General features: G+C 72.7%; 16 protein-coding genes. 6 read left to right on the top strand and 10 right to left on the bottom strand.

Going from position 1 to position 15,229, the window contains the following annotated elements; all coding sequences use genetic code 11:
* Window positions 1-31: 31 nt before the first annotated feature.
* The 7 genes from era to CLV35_RS11850 are packed head-to-tail and all read right to left on the bottom strand — an operon-like array spanning window position 32 to window position 5,560.
* Window positions 32-949, bottom strand: coding sequence for a GTPase Era (gene era, locus CLV35_RS11880; RefSeq protein WP_121193705.1), 918 nt, complete (start codon window positions 947-949; stop codon window positions 32-34).
* On the bottom strand, window positions 946-1,302 hold the full coding sequence (locus CLV35_RS11875; protein ID WP_121193704.1) for a cytidine deaminase: 357 nt from the start codon (window positions 1,300-1,302) through the stop codon (window positions 946-948). Before CLV35_RS11875 ends, era begins: the two co-directional genes overlap by 4 nt.
* A complete protein-coding gene (locus CLV35_RS11870) occupies window positions 1,299-2,684 on the bottom strand; it encodes a hemolysin family protein (RefSeq protein WP_407938207.1) in 1,386 nt (461 codons plus the stop codon). Before CLV35_RS11870 ends, CLV35_RS11875 begins: the two co-directional genes overlap by 4 nt.
* Window positions 2,645-3,118, bottom strand: coding sequence for an rRNA maturation RNase YbeY (gene ybeY / locus CLV35_RS11865; RefSeq protein ID WP_121193702.1), 474 nt, complete (start codon window positions 3,116-3,118; stop codon window positions 2,645-2,647). Before ybeY ends, CLV35_RS11870 begins: the two co-directional genes overlap by 40 nt.
* A 22-nt stretch (window positions 3,119-3,140) precedes the next feature.
* Window positions 3,141-4,148: a PhoH family protein gene (locus CLV35_RS11860; protein ID WP_121193701.1), complete on the bottom strand. Its 1,008-nt coding sequence runs from the start codon at window positions 4,146-4,148 to the stop codon at window positions 3,141-3,143.
* A gap of 22 nt (window positions 4,149-4,170) precedes the next feature.
* A complete protein-coding gene (locus CLV35_RS11855; protein WP_121193700.1) occupies window positions 4,171-4,509 on the bottom strand; it encodes a histidine triad nucleotide-binding protein in 339 nt (112 codons plus the stop codon).
* A 37-nt stretch (window positions 4,510-4,546) separates the two neighbouring features.
* Window positions 4,547-5,560 (bottom strand): LacI family DNA-binding transcriptional regulator, encoded by a 1,014-nt coding sequence (locus CLV35_RS11850; RefSeq protein ID WP_121193699.1) that lies wholly within the window; start codon window positions 5,558-5,560, stop codon window positions 4,547-4,549.
* 277 nt (window positions 5,561-5,837) lie between these two features.
* Here CLV35_RS11850 and CLV35_RS11845 point away from each other — a divergent pair, with 277 nt between their 5' ends.
* The 5 genes from CLV35_RS11845 to CLV35_RS11820 are packed head-to-tail and all read left to right on the top strand — an operon-like array spanning window position 5,838 to window position 12,002.
* The gene (locus tag CLV35_RS11845; RefSeq protein WP_121193698.1) at window positions 5,838-7,748 is read left to right on the top strand and encodes a glycoside hydrolase family 127 protein; all 1,911 of its coding nucleotides are present in this window, start codon (window positions 5,838-5,840) and stop codon (window positions 7,746-7,748) included.
* 2 nt (window positions 7,749-7,750) lie between these two features.
* Entirely contained in the window at window positions 7,751-9,061 is a 1,311-nt protein-coding gene (locus CLV35_RS11840) for an ABC transporter substrate-binding protein (RefSeq protein ID WP_121193697.1), read from the top strand.
* Window positions 9,062-9,087: 26 nt separating this feature from the next.
* The gene (locus tag CLV35_RS11835; protein ID WP_231121737.1) at window positions 9,088-10,047 is read left to right on the top strand and encodes a carbohydrate ABC transporter permease; all 960 of its coding nucleotides are present in this window, start codon (window positions 9,088-9,090) and stop codon (window positions 10,045-10,047) included.
* Window positions 10,044-10,892: a carbohydrate ABC transporter permease gene (locus CLV35_RS11830; protein ID WP_231121736.1), complete on the top strand. Its 849-nt coding sequence runs from the start codon at window positions 10,044-10,046 to the stop codon at window positions 10,890-10,892. Before CLV35_RS11835 ends, CLV35_RS11830 begins: the two co-directional genes overlap by 4 nt.
* A 39-nt stretch (window positions 10,893-10,931) precedes the next feature.
* On the top strand, window positions 10,932-12,002 hold the full coding sequence (locus CLV35_RS11820; protein WP_231121735.1) for an alpha/beta hydrolase family protein: 1,071 nt from the start codon (window positions 10,932-10,934) through the stop codon (window positions 12,000-12,002).
* Window positions 12,003-12,012: 10 nt separating this feature from the next.
* On the opposite strand, the gene CLV35_RS11815 is transcribed toward CLV35_RS11820, so the two are convergent.
* Together CLV35_RS11815 and CLV35_RS11810 are read right to left on the bottom strand one after the other, a co-directional pair.
* On the bottom strand, window positions 12,013-12,813 hold the full coding sequence (locus CLV35_RS11815; protein WP_121193695.1) for a DUF4232 domain-containing protein: 801 nt from the start codon (window positions 12,811-12,813) through the stop codon (window positions 12,013-12,015).
* Window positions 12,810-13,301: a SigE family RNA polymerase sigma factor gene (locus CLV35_RS11810; protein ID WP_121193694.1), complete on the bottom strand. Its 492-nt coding sequence runs from the start codon at window positions 13,299-13,301 to the stop codon at window positions 12,810-12,812. The genes CLV35_RS11815 and CLV35_RS11810 overlap by 4 nt, the downstream gene beginning before the upstream one ends.
* Window positions 13,302-13,393: 92 nt before the next feature.
* Here CLV35_RS11810 and CLV35_RS11805 point away from each other — a divergent pair, with 92 nt between their 5' ends.
* Window positions 13,394-14,632, top strand: coding sequence for an MFS transporter (locus CLV35_RS11805; RefSeq protein ID WP_121193693.1), 1,239 nt, complete (start codon window positions 13,394-13,396; stop codon window positions 14,630-14,632).
* On the opposite strand, the gene CLV35_RS11800 is transcribed toward CLV35_RS11805, so the two are convergent.
* Complete coding sequence (locus tag CLV35_RS11800; RefSeq protein ID WP_121193692.1) at window positions 14,629-15,210, bottom strand: hypothetical protein; 582 nt, start codon at window positions 15,208-15,210, stop codon at window positions 14,629-14,631. The genes CLV35_RS11805 and CLV35_RS11800 overlap by 4 nt on opposite strands.
* Between the last annotated feature and the right edge of the window lie 19 nt (window positions 15,211-15,229).

The following is a 15,229-nucleotide window of genomic DNA, read 5'->3' as shown; positions in this document are numbered from 1 at the left end:
GTGCACCGTTCTGCCCCCGTTCGCCCGTGGGTCAGAAACCCAGGCGTGCGAGCTGGCGCGGGTCGCGCTGCCAGTCCTTGGCGACCTTCACCCTGAGGTCGAGGTAGACGGCGCTGCCGAAGAGCGCCTCGATCTGGGCGCGGGCCGCGCTCCCGACCTCGCGCAGGCGCGCGCCCTTGGTGCCGATGACGATCGCCTTCTGGCTCGGGCGCTCGACGAAGACGGTGGCCGCGATGTCGATCAGGGGGCGGTCCTCCGGGCGGTCCTCGCGGTAGGCCATCTCCTCGACGACGACCGCGATGGAGTGGGGCAGCTCGTCGCGGACGCCTTCGAGCGTCGCCTCGCGGATGAGCTCGGCGACCATGACGATCTCGGGCTCGTCGGTGAGCTCGCCCTCGGGGTAGTAGGGCGGGCCCTCGGGCAGCAGCTCGACCAGCAGGTCGGCGAGCAGGCCGACCTGGTCGTCGGCGACGGCGGAGACGGGCACGACGTGGGCCCACTCGATGCCCACGTCCTGGCCCAGGCGCACCACGTCGAGCAGCTGCTCGGCGATCCGCTTCTTGGGCGCCGCGTCGGTCTTGGTGATGACGGCCACCTTGGTGGTGCGCGAGGCCTTCGCGAGCTCGGTGGCGATCCAGCGGTCACCGGGGCCGATCTTCTCGTCGGCCGGGATGCACAGCCCGACGATGTCGACCTCCGACAGCGTGGTCATGACGACGTCGTTGAGCCGCTGGCCGAGCAGGGTGCGCGGCCGGTGCAGCCCGGGGGTGTCGACGAGCACCAGCTGGGCGTCGGGGCGGTGCACGACGCCGCGCACCGCGTGGCGGGTCGTCTGCGGGCGGCTCGAGGTGATCGCGACCTTCTCGCCGACCAGCGCGTTGGTCAGGGTCGACTTGCCGGCGTTCGGGCGCCCGACGAAGCAGGCGAAGCCCGAGTGGTGGGCGCTCACCGGCCGGCCGCCACGGTCTCTCGCACAGCGGCGTCAGGGCCGACGCGGTGGACGACGGAGCCCGGGCCGGCGAGGTCGCCGACCGCGGCCAGGTCCTCGGCGCCGAGCGCCTCGGCCTCCGTGACCACGACCGCGGCCTCGAGCACCCCGGCGCCGCTCGACACGGCGGCCGCCACGGCGGCCTGCAGGGCGCTGAGGCGCAGGCTGGGCAGCGCCACGGTCGCGGCGGCGTAGGTGCGCCCGTCGCCGTCGCGGACGGCCGCGCCCTCGGGGCGGCCGAGCCGGGCCCGCGTGGACCGGGCGAGGGTCACGAGCTTGGCGTCCTCGGGCTCGAGGGTGGGAGTTGCGCTCACGAGTGCACCTGTTCCTGGGAGTCGTGCGAGGACGGCGGAGCGTCGACGCCCGCCGTGCCGTCCGTGGCGGTGGCGGCCTCGGCCGGGACCGGCAGGTCGACGAGCACGGTGCCGACGCGGTTGCGCCGGCCGAGCGAGGCCTCGGCGGTCAGCCGTACGCCCTCGACCTCCACCTCAGCCCCAGGGATGGGGACGCGGCCGAGGTGCTTGGCCAGCAGGCCGCCCACGGTGTCGACGTCCTCGTCCTCGAGGTCGAGGTCGATGATCTCACTCAGGTCGCCCAGGTTGAGCCGCGCGCTGACTCGCAGCCGCTGGTCGTCGAGGCGCTGGACCTCGGGCACGCCGCGGTCGTACTCGTCGGCGATGTCGCCGACGATCTCCTCGAGCACGTCCTCGATGGTCACGAGGCCTGCGACGCCGCCGTACTCGTCGATCACCACCGCGAGGTGGGTGCGGTCGGCCTGCATCTCGCGCAGCAGCGAGTCGACGGGCTTGCTCTCCGGCACGAAGGCGGGCGGCCGCATGATCGAGTCGACCTTCTCGGTCGACTCGCCCTCGTGGTAGTCGTGCGTGCGGCGCACGAGGTCCTTGAGGTAGATCACGCCCACGACGTCGTCGAGCCCGCCCTCGCCCACGACCGGGATGCGCGAGAAGCCGCTGCGCAGCGCGAGGCTGAGCCCCTGTCGCAGGGTCTTGCCGCGCTCGATCCAGACCATGTCGTTGCGCGGCACCATGATCTCGCGGACCACGGTGTCCCCGAGCTCGAAGACGCCGTGGATCATGGCCCGCTCGTCCTCCTCGATGACCGCGTTCTCCTCGGCCAGGTCGACGAGGTCGCGGAGCTCGGCCTCGGAGGCGAACGGGCCCTCGGCGAAGCCCTTGCCGGGGGTGATCGCGTTGCCCAGCAGGATCAGCGCCGTGGTCAGCGGGGCGAGCAGGAGGGCGGTGCGGCGGACGGCGGGCGCTGCCCAGAGCGCCACCGAGTCGGCGTGCTGGCGGCCGAGCGTGCGCGGGGAGACACCGACCACGACGTACGACACGACGACCATGACCGCGGCGGCGAGCAGGACGCTCCACACGCTGGTCCCGAAGGCGCGCAGCGAGGCGTAGGTGACGACGGCGGCCGAGACCACCTCCGCGCAGATGCGCAGGAAGGTGATGACGTTGAGGTAGCGCGCGGCGTCCTGCTCGATCGCCTGCAGGGACCGGGCGCCGGGGCGCGACTCGCGCACCGCCTCCTCGACGTGGACCCGGCTGACCCGCGAGAGGGCCGCCTCGACCATGGCGAAGGAGAAGGCCGAGACGACCAGGACGGCTGCGAGGACGAGCAGCCAGAGCGTGGTCACAACCGGCCGCCGGTGCGCCGGCGCTCCTCCTGCCAGGACTCGAGCAGCTCGCGCTGGCGGCCGAACATCTCGCGCTCCTCGTCGGGCTCGGCGTGGTCGAAGCCGAGCAGGTGAAGGATCCCGTGGGTGAGGAGCAGGTGGAGCTCGTCCTCGGTGGAGTGGCCCGCCGTCTTCGCCTGCGCCTCGGCGACCACCGGGCAGAGCACGACGTCGCCGAGCAGCCCCGGCTCGGGCTCCTCGTCGTCGCGCGTCGGGCGCAGCTCGTCCATGGGGAACGAGAGCACGTCGGTGGGGCCGGGCTCGTCCATCCACTGGATGTGGTGGCGCTCCATCGTCTCCACGTCGACCAGCACGACCGAGAGCTCGGCCTGCGGGTGGATGCCGAGCACGTCGAGCACGTGGCGCGCCAGCGCCGAGAGGGCCACCTCGTCGACGGGGTGGCCCGACTCGTTGTTGATCTCGATCGTCACGCGCTGAGTCCCGTCGTCGTGCTCACGCCCGACGACCTCGTCTGCCGTGGTCGCCCGGGGCGGGCGTCGCGGCCGAGGTGGCGTCGTGCCGCTCGTAGGCGGACACGATCTCGCTGACCAGCCGGTGGCGCACGACGTCGTGGCCGGTCAGCCGGCAGAAGGCGACGTCGTCGACGCCCTCGAGGATGTCCTGGACGACGCGCAGCCCGCTCTGGGTCCCGCTGGGCAGGTCGACCTGCGTCACGTCGCCGGTCACGACCATGTGGGAGCCGAACCCGAGCCGGGTGAGGAACATCTTCATCTGCTCGGCGGAGGTGTTCTGCGCCTCGTCGAGGATGATGAAGGCGTCGTTCAGCGTGCGGCCGCGCATGTAGGCCAGCGGCGCCACCTCGATCACGCCCTCGGTCATCAGCCGCGGGATCGTCGCCGGGTCGAGCATGTCCTGCAGCGCGTCGTAGAGCGGGCGCAGGTAGGGGTCGATCTTCTCGCTCAGCGTGCCCGGCAGGAAGCCGAGCCGCTCCCCCGCCTCGACCGCCGGCCGGGTCAGGACGATGCGGGTGACCTGCTTGGCCTGGAGCGCCTGCACCGCCTTGGCGACGGCGAGGTAGGTCTTGCCGGTGCCCGCCGGGCCGATGCCGAACGTGATCGTGTGGCGGTCGATCGCGTCGACGTAGCGCTTCTGGTTGAGCGTCTTGGGCCGGATCGTCTTGCCGCGGTTGGACAGGATCGAGAGCGTCAGGACCTCGGCCGGGCGCTCCTCGGTCTCGTCGCGCAGCATGCGTACGCTGCGCTCGATCGCGTCGGCGCTGAGCCCCTGCCCGGTGCGCAGCACGGCGACGAGCTCGGCGAGCAGGCGCTCGACGAGCGCGCACTCCGCCGGGTCACCGGTGAGAGTGATCTCGTTGCCGCGGACGAGGATGTCGACCGCGGGGAAGGCCCGTTCGACGACGCGCAGCAGCTCGTCGGCGGGGCCGAGCAGGGCCACCATGGGCTGGCTGGCCGGCACGACGATCGATGACGTGTGGTTCATATGGCTTCGATGCTACCCACGCTCAGCCCGGAGGCCACTGCATCGAGCGGCCCGCGAGCACGTGGGCGTGGGCGTGCCAGACCGTCTGGCCCGCACCGGCGCCGGTGTTGAACACCGTCCGGTAGGACTCGGCGCCCTCCTGCGCGGCCACGGCGGCCACCATCCGGCCCACCGCGGCGAGCGCCGCCGGGTCGATCTCGGCCAGCGCGGCGAGGTCCGGGGCGTGCACCTTGGGCACGACGAGCACGTGCGTCGGGGCCTGCGGGTCGATGTCGCGGAACGCCAGCGCCAGCTCGTCCTCCGCCACGACGGTGGCGGGCACCTCGCGCGCGACGATCCGGCAGAACAGGCAGTCGGTCATGCGGGGCAGGCTAGTGCGGGCGAGCGGGAGCGGGCGGCTAGTTCGGCGGGGCGGAGGAGTCCCGGACCACGAGCCGGCAGGGCAGCGAGTGCACTCCCGGGGAGGGCCGCCCGTCGATCGCCGCGAGCAGCAGCTCGCCGGCCCGGCGCCCGACCGCCTCGAGGTTGAGGTCGACGGAGGTGAGCGGCGGCCGGCAGGCCTCGGCGACCAGCGACCAGTTGTCCACGCCCACGACGGCCACGTCGTGAGGCACCGAGCGGCCCTCCTCGCGCAGGGCGTCGGTGACGCCGCGGGCGACCGTGTCGCTGCCGCAGAAGACGGCGTCGACGTCGGGATGGGCCTTCAGCATCGCGCGCACGGCGTAGCGCCCCCACGCCTCGCTCCACCCGCCGAACCACACGTCGCCGACCAGCGGGGTGCCCGCCTCCTCCAGGGCCTCCACCGCGCTGCTGGCGCGCAGTGCGGCGGACGCGTGCGACTGCGGGCCGGTCACGTGGGCGATGCGCCGGCGCCCGGTCTTCAGCAGGTGCTCGACGGCGCTGCGCGTGCCCTCCGCCTCGTCGCTGACGACGCTGCAGTCGTCGGGGTCGGCGGAGCGCGCGAACGCGTAGACGACCGGCACCGGGAGGTCGTGGCCGATCGGCGTGCGCGGCTCGGTGCGCCGGCCCGCGACGATGATCCCGTCCACGCGTCGGGCGAGCAGGGTGCGCACGTAGTGCTGCTCCCGGATCGGGTCGTCGCGACTGTCGCACAGGAACGCCGCCATCTCGCCGACGCCCAGCGCGTCCTCGGCGCCGCGCATGACCGGGATGCTGAAGCGGCCGTAGCTGTCGGTCGTGATGACGCCAACCGTGAACGTGCGGCCGCTGAGCAGGCTGCGCGCCACCGCGCTGGGCGCGAAGCCCAGCTCGTCGGCGGCGGCCCGCACCCGGGCGCGCGTCTCGTCGCGCATCGCGCCGCGCCCGTTGAGCGCCTTCGACACCGTGCCGACGGAGACCCCTGCGAGGGCGGCCACGTCGGCGATGCCGACGCGTCGTCCTGACCCGACCATGGCTTCTCCTCACCCCGTCCCCGCGCACAGAGTAGGGCACGCAACCGGTTTCCCGTGATCGAAACGAGACCCACGCAGGGGCTTGACGAGCTGGAGCGACCGTCCTAGTGTCCGTGACGAGAAAACGGTTGCGCGACATTTTCCCTCCCCGCCGCAGCCTCTCGCCCGCGTTCCGTGTTAACGCTCACGTGCTTCGCCCCGCCGCCTCTGGACGGCACCGCGACACCCGCTCGTGCGACCGGCTCGACCACCACCGACCTCGCGTCCGAGGAGACCCATGACGGCCATCCCCAGGTCAGGACCCGCGGCACCGCTGCGTCCGACCCCTCTGCGTCCGCTCCGCCTCGACGAGGTGGAGCTCTCGCCCGAGTCGCAGCTGGGCCGCTGGCAGCAGCTCAACCGCTCGGCGACGATCCCGCACTGCGTGACCAACCTCGAGAGCTCGGGCGTCCTCGACAACTTCCGCCGCCTGCTCGGCGAGTCCGACAAGCCCTTCACCGGGTTCTGGTTCGCCGACTCCGACCTCGGCAAGACCCTCGAGGCGGTCGGCTGGGAGACGGGGCGCAGCGGCGACCCCAGCTGGAAGTCGTTCCTCGACACCGCCGCGGACCTGATGGAGCGCGCGCAGGCCGACGACGGCTACCTCGACAGCTACGTGCAGGGCACGCCTGACGCGGTGCGCTGGGACAACCTGAAGTGGAGCCACGAGATGTACGTGGCCGGCCACCTGATCCAGGCAGCCGTGGCGGTGCACCGCGGCTCCGGCGACGATCGCCTGCTCGCCATCGCCCGTCGCGTCGCCGACCTGCTGGTCGCGACGTTCGGCGAGGGCGCGCGCGACCTCTACGACGGCCACCCCGAGGTGGAGACCGCGCTCGTCGAGCTCTACCGGGAGACGGGCCACGAGCCGTACCTCCAGCTGGCCAAGCGCCAGATCGACCTGCGCGGGCAGGGACTGCTGGGCGAGGACCGCTTCGGGCCGCAGTACTTCCAGGACCACGCGCCCGTGCGTGAGACCACCGAGGCCATCGGGCACTCGGTGCGCCACCTCTACCTCGCCGCCGGAGCCACCGACGTCGCCGTCGAGACCGGCGACACGGAGCTGCTCGAGGTGATGAAGAAGCTGTGGCACAGCGCTTTCGCCACCAAGGTCTACGTCACCGGCGCCCACGGCTCACGCCACCGCGACGAGGCCTACGGCGACCCGTACGAGCTGCCGCCGGACCGCGCCTACGCCGAGACCTGCGCGTCGATCGCCGCCTTCCAGTGGGGCTGGCGCATGCTGCTCGCCACCGGCGACGCGCAGTACGCCGAGGAGATGGAGCGGGCGCTCTACAACGCGATCGCCGCGTCGACCTCGCAGAGCGGCACGGAGTTCTTCTACTCCAACCCCCTGCAGCTGCGCACCGGCCACGACGGGTCGACCGAGGACAGCCCCGACCAGCGGCTCTCGTGGTACGCCTGTGCCTGCTGCCCGCCGAACCTCGCCCGCCTGGTGGCATCGCTGCAGGCCTACGTGGCCACGACGTCGGAGGCCGGCGTCCAGCTGCAGCTGCTGACCGCCGGGGCCGTGCGTACGACTGCTCCCGACGGCTCCCCCGTCGAGCTCCGCGTCTCCGGCGGCTACCCGTGGGACGGCGAACTCGGCATCGAGGTCTCTGGTGGCACGGCTCCGTGGGAGCTCGCCGTCCGCATCCCGGCCTGGGCGAGCGAGGTGCAGGTCGCGGTCGACGGCACCCCGGTCGAGGAGGCCGTGGGCAGCGACTCCTACCTTCGGATCACGCGAGACTGGAGCGCCGGCGCGCGGGTGTCGCTCGTCCTCCCGATGCAGGTGCGGGCGATCGCCCCGCACCCGAGGGTCGACGCCGTACGCGGCTGCCTCGCCCTCGCCCGCGGCCCTGTCGTCTACTGCCTCGAGCAGGCGGACCACGACGCGGTCGTCGAGGACATCCGGCTCGTGCCCGGCGAGCTGCCCCAGCCGCGCGACGTCGACGGCCCCGACGTCGTCCTCACGGGCTCCGGCGTGGCCGTGGCCCCCGAGGTCGACGAGCTCTACGTCCCGGGTGCCGCTCCCCGCACCACGAGCCCGCAGCCGGTGGACATCACCGCGATCCCCTACTACCGATGGGCCAACCGCGGCCCGAACGCGATGCGCGTCTGGATCCCCACGACAGAGAAGGCAGTCTGACGATGACTAGGACGAAGGTCGCCGGCGTCGCCGGCCTCGCCTCGCTCGCACTGGTGCTCACCGCCTGCGGCGGCAGCAGCGGCGGCGGCGACAGCACGGCCGCCAGCTCGGGCGGCGGCAGCAGCGCCTCGGCCGGCGGCGCGAGCGGCACGGTCACGATGTGGGCGCGCGACAACGAGAAGGGCTTCATCAACCTGCTCGCCGACGCCTACAACAAGAGCCACAAGGCGCAGGTGAAGGTGACGGTCGTCCCGGCCGCCAACTTCGTGCAGAAGTTCGGCACGGCGTCGGCGTCGGGCTCCGGCCCGGACATCGCCAGCATCGACCTCGTCTACCTGCCCTACTTCGCGTCGAAGGGCGTCCTCGAGGACATCACCGACGTCCAGAACAGCCTGCCCTACAAGGACTCGCTGAGCCCGGCGCACCGCAAGCTCGCGACCTACCAGGGCAAGACCTATGCGCTGCCCTTCACGGCGGAGGCGTCGGTGACCTTCTGGAACAAGGACCTCTTCAAGAAGGCCGGCCTCGACCCCGAGAAGCCCCCGACCAACTACGCCGAGATGCTGGCCGACGCCAAGGCGATCCGTGCGCTGGGCGGCGACACCTACGGCTTCACCATGGCCGGCCAGTGCGGCGGCTGCAACGTCTTCGAGTTCGCCCCGCACGTGTGGGCCAGCGGTGGCGACATCCTCAGCGAGGACGGCAAGACCGCGAAGCTCGACTCTCCCGAGGTCACCGACGCGCTGACGTTCTACCACGACATGGCGGCGGCGGGCGTCATGCCGCCGGCCGCCAAGACCGACAACGGGACCGCGCAGGCCGCGGCGTTCCAGTCGGGCAAGGTCGGCATGGTCAACCTCGGCGCCTTCTTCGTGCAGACGCTGAACGCCGACAAGAAGGTGGACTTCGGCGCCACGCCGATCGTCGGAAAGACCGGCGGCACCGCCTCCTTCGCCGGCGGCGACGAGATCGCCGTGACCAAGGGCGCCAAGAACAAGGCGGCGGCGGCGGAGTTCGTCAAGTGGGCCACCGACGAGGAGGCTCAGACGATCCTCGCCAAGAACGCGATCGTGCCGGTGCGCACGGACCTGACCGACAAGATCTACGCGCCGCTGGACCCGCGCTACAAGGTGCTCGGCGACGCGATGTCGAAGGGCCGCACGCCCTACAGCGTGGTCGAGAACGCGATCATCAACGACAACAACGGCCCGTGGGCGAAGCTGCTGAACACCGCGGTGTTCGGCAACGACGTCAAGGGCGCTCAGGCGACCGCCCAGAAGGCCGCGCAGCAGATCATCGACCAGGGCAACTGACCCAGCGGGTGGCGAGGAGGCCGACGATGGCAGGGACATCCATGCTGACCAGGGTGCGGGGTGCGACGACCCACGACGCGGCGCCCGGCGGCCGCCCGCGGCGGCGGCGCACGCTGCAGCAGCGGCGCAGGCTGCTGGGCATGGCACTGGTGGCACCGGCGATGCTCGTCATCACCGTGTTCTTCTTCGTGCCGCTCGTGCTGATGCTGTGGATGTCGCTGAACGACTGGCCGATCCTCGGCAGCCACAGGTTCATCGGCCTCGACAACTACACCCGCGCCTTCAAGGACGCCGAGTGGCGCCACGCGGTGCTCTTCACCGTCAAGTACACCGTGCTCATCACCCCGGTGCTCTTCTTCGCCGGCCTCGGCCTGGCGCTCCTCGTGCGACGCGGGGGGCGCCCGGCCCGGGCGTTCCAGTCGCTGTTCTTCCTGCCGGTGGTCATCGGCTTCGCCTCCGGTGCCTACCTCTTCCTCTACCTGGCGCAGCCCGGGCTCGGCCCGCTCACCGACCTGGCGACGCACGTCGGACTCGGCACCCACGAGAGCAACTGGTTCTCGACGGCGACGAGCGCCCTGCTGGTGGTCACCGGCTTCGTGACGTGGAAGGTCACCGGGCTGCAGATGCTGCTGCTGATGTCGGGCCTGCAGTCGATCCCCGGTGAGCTGGAGGAGGCGGCCCGGATCGACGGCGCGTCGCGCTGGCAGGCCTTCAGGCTCGTCGTCCTGCCGCTGCTGCGCCCGACCCTCGCGCTGGTGCTGGTGTTCTCGGTCGCCGGGTCGCTGCTGGCCTTCGACCAGTTCTACATCATGACCTCCGGCGGCCCGTCGAACGGGACGATCACGGCGGTCTACGAGATCTACCGCCAGTCGTTCATCAACTTCTCGCTCGGCTACGGCGCCGCGCTCTCCGCGCTGCTCATGCTCGTGCTCGCCGCCGTCAGCGCCGTCCAGATGCTGCTCCTGCGTGGATCGGACCACTCGTGATCACCGACATCCGGCGAACCCTCCCCCGCGCGGCCTGGTGGGGAGCCTGCCTGTGCCTGGCGGTGCTGTTCGCCTACCCGCTCTACGTGATGGTCGCGCAGTCGCTCAAGTCGCCCAAGGAGGCTGCTGAGGCGCCGCCGACGCTCTACCCGCACGGGCTCTCGCTGGAGAACTACCGCTCGCTCGGGCACACCGGCAACGTCAGCTTCACCCACCACGTCATGAACAGCGTCCAGGTCTCGATCGGCGCGACGATCGGCACGGCGGTGCTCGCGACGCTCGCGGGGTACGCGTTCGCCAAGCTGCGCTTCAAGGGCAGCGGCCTGCTCTTCTTCGCGATCCTCGCGACCTTCATGATCCCGTTCCAGGCGATCATCACCCCGCTGTTCTCGATCCTGCACGACCTGCACCTGCAGAACTCCCTGCTCGGCCTGGCGCTCGTCTACATGACCTTCCAGCTGCCCTTCGGCGTCTTCCTCATGCGGAACTCGTTCGCGTCGCTGCCGGCGAGCATCGAAGAGGCGGCCCTGATCGACGGCTGCAGCACCCTGCGGGCGATGTACCGCGTCCTGCTGCCGGTCGCCGTGCCGGGCCTGATCAGCACCGCGCTGTTCACGTTCTTCACCTGCTGGAACGAGTTCTTCGCGGCCCTGATCCTCGTGACCGACGAGGACAAGTTCACCCTGCCGGTCACGCTCACCACCCTGTCGTCCAACAGCTTCGGCACCCTGAACTGGGGGGTCATGCAGGCCGGCGTCGCGGTCACGGTGATCCCGTGCGTCGTGCTCTACCTCCTGCTGCAGCGCTACTACGTGAGCGGCCTGGTCGCCGGGGCGGTCAAGTAGCGGTAGCGCCTCGGGGAGTCGCCCTGCACGATGGGATGCATGCGACGTACCCTCGCGGCCGTCGCGCTGTGCGCGGCGGCCGCTCTGGCGTCGGGCGGCTGCACCTCCGGGTCGGCGCCCGCCGCGAGCCTCTCCCGGCCCCCAGCAGCGGCGACCACGACGCCGGCACCCGCCCCCTCCTCGTCCCCGACGGCGACGGCGCCCGCGTCCCCTGCACCCCGTGCGGCACTGCCCGCCGTCAACGACCCGGTGTCGCTCCCGGCGCTGATGGCCAGGCGCTACGACGGGCGCGACCTCCGGCTCGGCAGGGTGCTGTCCCGCCAGTCGGCCTACACCCGGTATGCGGTGACCTACCTCAGCGGCCGGCTGCGCATCTCCGGCGTCATGGACGTGCCGACCGGCAAGGGGCCGTTCCGCACGGTGGTGCTGGCGCACGGGCACATCGACCTGTCGATCTACACCAGCGGGCGCGGCCTCGCGCGGGAGCAGGACTACCTGGCGCGCAGGGGCTTCGTCGTCCTGCACACGGACTACCGCAACCACGCCTCCTCGTCCAAGGACCCGGACGCCGAGCGCGACCTGCGGCTCGGCTACGCGGTCGACGTGGTCAACGCCGTGCTCGCTCTGCGCGCCTCAGGGCTCGCGGCCGTCGACCCCGACCGCATCGGGCTGCTCGGGCGCTCGATGGGCGGCGGGGTCGTGCTCGACACGATCGTCGCGCAGCCCGGGCTCGTCGACTCCGCCGTGCTCTACGACTCCGTCAGCTCGACCACCTGGCAGAACTTCCAGCGGTGGACCGCCCGCTCCCCCGACGGTGACCCGGTGCTGGCGGCGCACGGGACACCGCAGACCGACCCGCGCTTCTGGCGCGAGGTCTCCCCCGCGACCTACTTCGACCGCGTGCAGGTGCCGGTGCTCGTGCACCACGGCGAGGTCGACCGCACCTGCCCGCCGCAGTGGTCCAGGGACACCGTGGCGGGTCTGCGCCGCGCGGGCGCCGACGTGCAGCTGTTCACCTACCCCGGCCAGGACCACGCGTTCTACGGCGAGTCGTGGACCCGCTCGATGCAGCGCACGGTCGCGTTCTTCGAGCGCACCCTGCACGCCTGAGCGCGCGTCCTCACTGCACTGGCACGTACGGCTGCTGGTCGATCCGCATGCCGCACACCGGTCCGAGGGTCCACGCCAGCTGGAGCGGGTGCGTCTCGTCGGGCGGGGTGACGACCAGGACGCTGGCGCCCGGCGAGCAGGCGCCGTTCTGGGGGTCGCCGGTGCCGGGCACGACGCCCCAGTGCAGGCGCGAGGACACGGCAGCACCGGGCGCGAGCTCGGTGAGCGGCGAGGGTGCGCTGCGGTCGCGCGACTGCTCGGCGAGCACGGTGCCCGCCGCGTCGCGCAGCTCGACCCCGCCGAAGCCCTGGATGCGGCAGGCGGCGCCGGTGTTCGTGAGCTCGAGGAAGGCGTAGCGCTGTCCCGCCCCGGGGTCGCCGCGGGTGATGCTCGCCGACAGCTGCGTCGTCACGCAGCGAGGCGTGGACGCGGCGGTCGAGGACGCGGAGCCGGACGACGACGGGCTCGGCGACGAGGACGACGACCCGGCGGTCGTGCCTGCGCTCGTCGGCGGGGGCAGGACCGCGATGGTGCCGCTCGAGGTCGGGGTACCGCTGGCCTGTGCGCTCGTCGTGACCAGCGTCCCGCCGGGCAGCCCCGAGGTCGAGGAGCCGCCGTCGCCCAGCGCGGCGGTCAGGCCGACCGCCGCGGCGGCGGCGACGACGAGCCCGCCACCGGCGTACGCGGCGCGTCGCCTGCGCCGGGAGTCGCCGCGGGTGCGCAGTGCCGCGCCGGCGCCCGCGGGGGGCCAGCCGTCGCCGCGGACGCGCTGGAGCCGGGCGGAGAGGTCGTCGTTCGGGTCGTCGGTCATGGCAGGGACTCCTCCGAGTCGTCGAGCAGGAGCGACAGGGCGGCGCGGCCCCGGGAGAGGCGCGCCTTGACCGTGCCGGTCGGGACGCCGAGCAGCTCGGCGATCTCCGCGACGGAGCGGTCCTCCAGGTGGTGCAGGACGATCGCTACGCGCTGCGCCTCCGGCAGCTTCGCGAGCGCGTCGCGCACGGCGACGACGTCCTCGGTGGGCGGGGGCACGTCGGGCGGCGGGCCGTGGCGGACGAGCAGGCGCACCTGCCGGACCGCGCGGCGCCAGTCGCTCACCGCGTACCTCCACGCCACCGTGTGCACCCACGCGACCGGGTCGCGGTCGTCGTCGAGCGAGTCCCAGCGCTGCCAGGCCTTGAGGTAGGCCTCGGCCGCGCAGTCCTGGGCCCGGCCCAGGTCGCCCGTCGCGAGGTAGATGTCGCGGACGAGCCGCGAGCTGGTCGCCGCGTAGAACGCGTCGAACCGTGCGCTGTCGCGCATGCCCCACCTCCCTGTCACCGGGATGTACGCCCCTCCCGCCGCTCCGGTTGCATCCCTCCCTCAGGTCTACCAGTCGGCTAGCGTCGGGACCGATGCCCGAGGACTTGCTGCTCGCCGACCGCGACTTCAGGCTGCTCCTGCTGGGCCAGACCACGAGCCAGCTCGGCACGCAGGTCAGCGGCGTAGCGGTCCCCCTGCTCGCCGTGCTCGTCCTCGACGCCTCGCCGTTCGAGCTCGGTCTCGTCAGCGCGTCGGCGACCGTGTCGTTCGCGCTGGTCGGGCTGCCGGCGGGCGCGTGGCTCGACCGCGTACGCCGCCGCCCGGTCCTCGTCGCCTGCGACCTCGTGCGGGCGGTGCTGCTCGCGAGCATCCCGGTCGCCGCCGCAGCAGGCGTCCTCGGCATCGGGCAGCTGGTGGTCGTGTCGCTGCTGGTGGGCTTCGCACGCGTGTTCTTCGACGTGGGCTACCAGAGCTACCTGCCCGGGCTGGTCGGCCGCGACCGGGTGCTGGCCGGCAACTCGGCGCTCGAGGCCGTGCGCGCCACCGGCCAGGTTGCCGGGCCGGGGCTCGGCGGGTGGCTGGTCGGGGTGCTGGGGGCGGCGGACGTCGTCGCCGTGCAGGCGGCGACGTTCGCGGTGTCAGCGGTGTCGCTGCTCGCGATCCGTGCGCAGGAGGCTCCCCCGCCCGCCCGGGTGGCGCGGACCCGGCTGCGCGCCGAGGTCGAGGAGGGCCTGCGCTTCGTGCTCGGCAGCCGCGTGCTGCGCGCGCTGGCGCTGTGCAGCGCGCTGGGCAACTTCTCCTTCGCGGTCGCCTCCGCGGTGACCGTGGTCTTCATGGCCCACACGCTGGGCCTCTCGCCCGCGGCGATCGGCGCCGTCATGGCAGCCGGTTCGGTGGCCGTGATGGTGGGGGCCGCCTGCATCCCGTCGCTCGGCCGTTGGTTCGGGTCCGCACGGTTGACCTGGCTGTCCGTCGCGGTGAGCGCACCGCTGACGTTGCTGGGGCCGTTCGCCTGGGACTCCGGCGCCGCGTCGATCGCCCTGCTCGTCGTGAGCGCCGCTGCCGGCGAGGCGGGCCAGATCGTCTACGCGGTGACCAGCGTCAGCCTGCGCCAGCGGCTGGTGCCGGAGCACCTGCTCTCGCGGGTGTCGGCGACGAGCCGGTTCCTCATCATGGGGCTGTTCCCGCTCGGCGCGCTGCTCGGCGGCGTGCTGGGGTCGCTCGTCGGCGCCCGGACCACGCTGTGGGTGGCCGCGGGCCTGATGTGCCTGTCGTGCCTGCCGGTCGCGGCCGTGGTCGGCCGCGCCCGGGAGGTCGACGAGCTGTCCTAGTGGCCGCCGCACTGGTGGACGACCGGCGGCTCCCACGGGACCAGGCGCGACGGGTCCTCGTGCTGCGTACGCAGCAGCAGCCTCCCGCCGACGAGCTCGGGACGCACGTGGTCGCGGGTGACGAGCACCGCGTCGGGCGCCGGCTCCCCCGCCATGCTGAGCACGCCGTCGAGGTCGGAGACCTGGACCGCCTCGGACAACGGGAGCTCGCCCAGGAGCCTCTCCTGACCAGCGAAGACCACTGCGCGACCGCCGGAGCGGTCGCGCAGCGACTCGGCGGCCGCGGCGGCGCCGGCGTTGTCGGGGCCGGCGCTGGACCGCGCCGACCCCGACAGCACCACGACGGTCGCCCCCGCTCCTACTGCCGCCGTCGCCGCGGCGAGGACCGCCTCGTCGTCTGCATTCGACACCGCCACGGAAACGGCTTCGTGACGCCACGGCACCGTCACCACGTGCGTGCAGGCGAGCGACACCTCGCCCAGCGGGCGCAGGGCGGCGACGAGCCCGCCCAGCAGGTGCTCCGCGTCGTGGAGCTCGCGGTCGCACCTGCTGGCCCCCACGTACACCTCGTTGCCCATGGCGGCAGGGTCCCTGCTG

The sequence above is a fragment of the Motilibacter peucedani genome (genome assembly GCF_003634695.1).
Lineage (GTDB): Bacteria > Actinomycetota > Actinomycetes > Motilibacterales > Motilibacteraceae > Motilibacter > Motilibacter peucedani.
This window is presented reverse-complemented; position numbering and strand designations above follow the sequence as displayed.

What these genes read in the sequence shown, in the direction of transcription:
- CLV35_RS11860 (WP_121193701.1), bottom strand. Translation starts at nt 4,148, where the DNA reads ATGAACCACACGTCATCGATCGTCGTGCCGGCCAGCCAGCCCATGGTG.
- CLV35_RS11855 (WP_121193700.1), bottom strand. Translation starts at nt 4,509, where the DNA reads ATGACCGACTGCCTGTTCTGCCGGATCGTCGCGCGCGAGGTGCCCGCC.
- CLV35_RS11850 (WP_121193699.1), bottom strand. Translation starts at nt 5,560, where the DNA reads ATGGTCGGGTCAGGACGACGCGTCGGCATCGCCGACGTGGCCGCCCTC.
- CLV35_RS11845 (WP_121193698.1), top strand. Translation starts at nt 5,838, where the DNA reads ATGACGGCCATCCCCAGGTCAGGACCCGCGGCACCGCTGCGTCCGACC.
- CLV35_RS11840 (WP_121193697.1), top strand. Translation starts at nt 7,751, where the DNA reads ATGACTAGGACGAAGGTCGCCGGCGTCGCCGGCCTCGCCTCGCTCGCA.
- CLV35_RS11835 (WP_231121737.1), top strand. Translation starts at nt 9,088, where the DNA reads ATGGCAGGGACATCCATGCTGACCAGGGTGCGGGGTGCGACGACCCAC.
- CLV35_RS11820 (WP_231121735.1), top strand. Translation starts at nt 10,932, where the DNA reads ATGCGACGTACCCTCGCGGCCGTCGCGCTGTGCGCGGCGGCCGCTCTG.
- CLV35_RS11815 (WP_121193695.1), bottom strand. Translation starts at nt 12,813, where the DNA reads ATGACCGACGACCCGAACGACGACCTCTCCGCCCGGCTCCAGCGCGTC.
- CLV35_RS11810 (WP_121193694.1), bottom strand. Translation starts at nt 13,301, where the DNA reads ATGCGCGACAGCGCACGGTTCGACGCGTTCTACGCGGCGACCAGCTCG.
- CLV35_RS11805 (WP_121193693.1), top strand. Translation starts at nt 13,394, where the DNA reads ATGCCCGAGGACTTGCTGCTCGCCGACCGCGACTTCAGGCTGCTCCTG.
- CLV35_RS11800 (WP_121193692.1), bottom strand. Translation starts at nt 15,210, where the DNA reads ATGGGCAACGAGGTGTACGTGGGGGCCAGCAGGTGCGACCGCGAGCTC.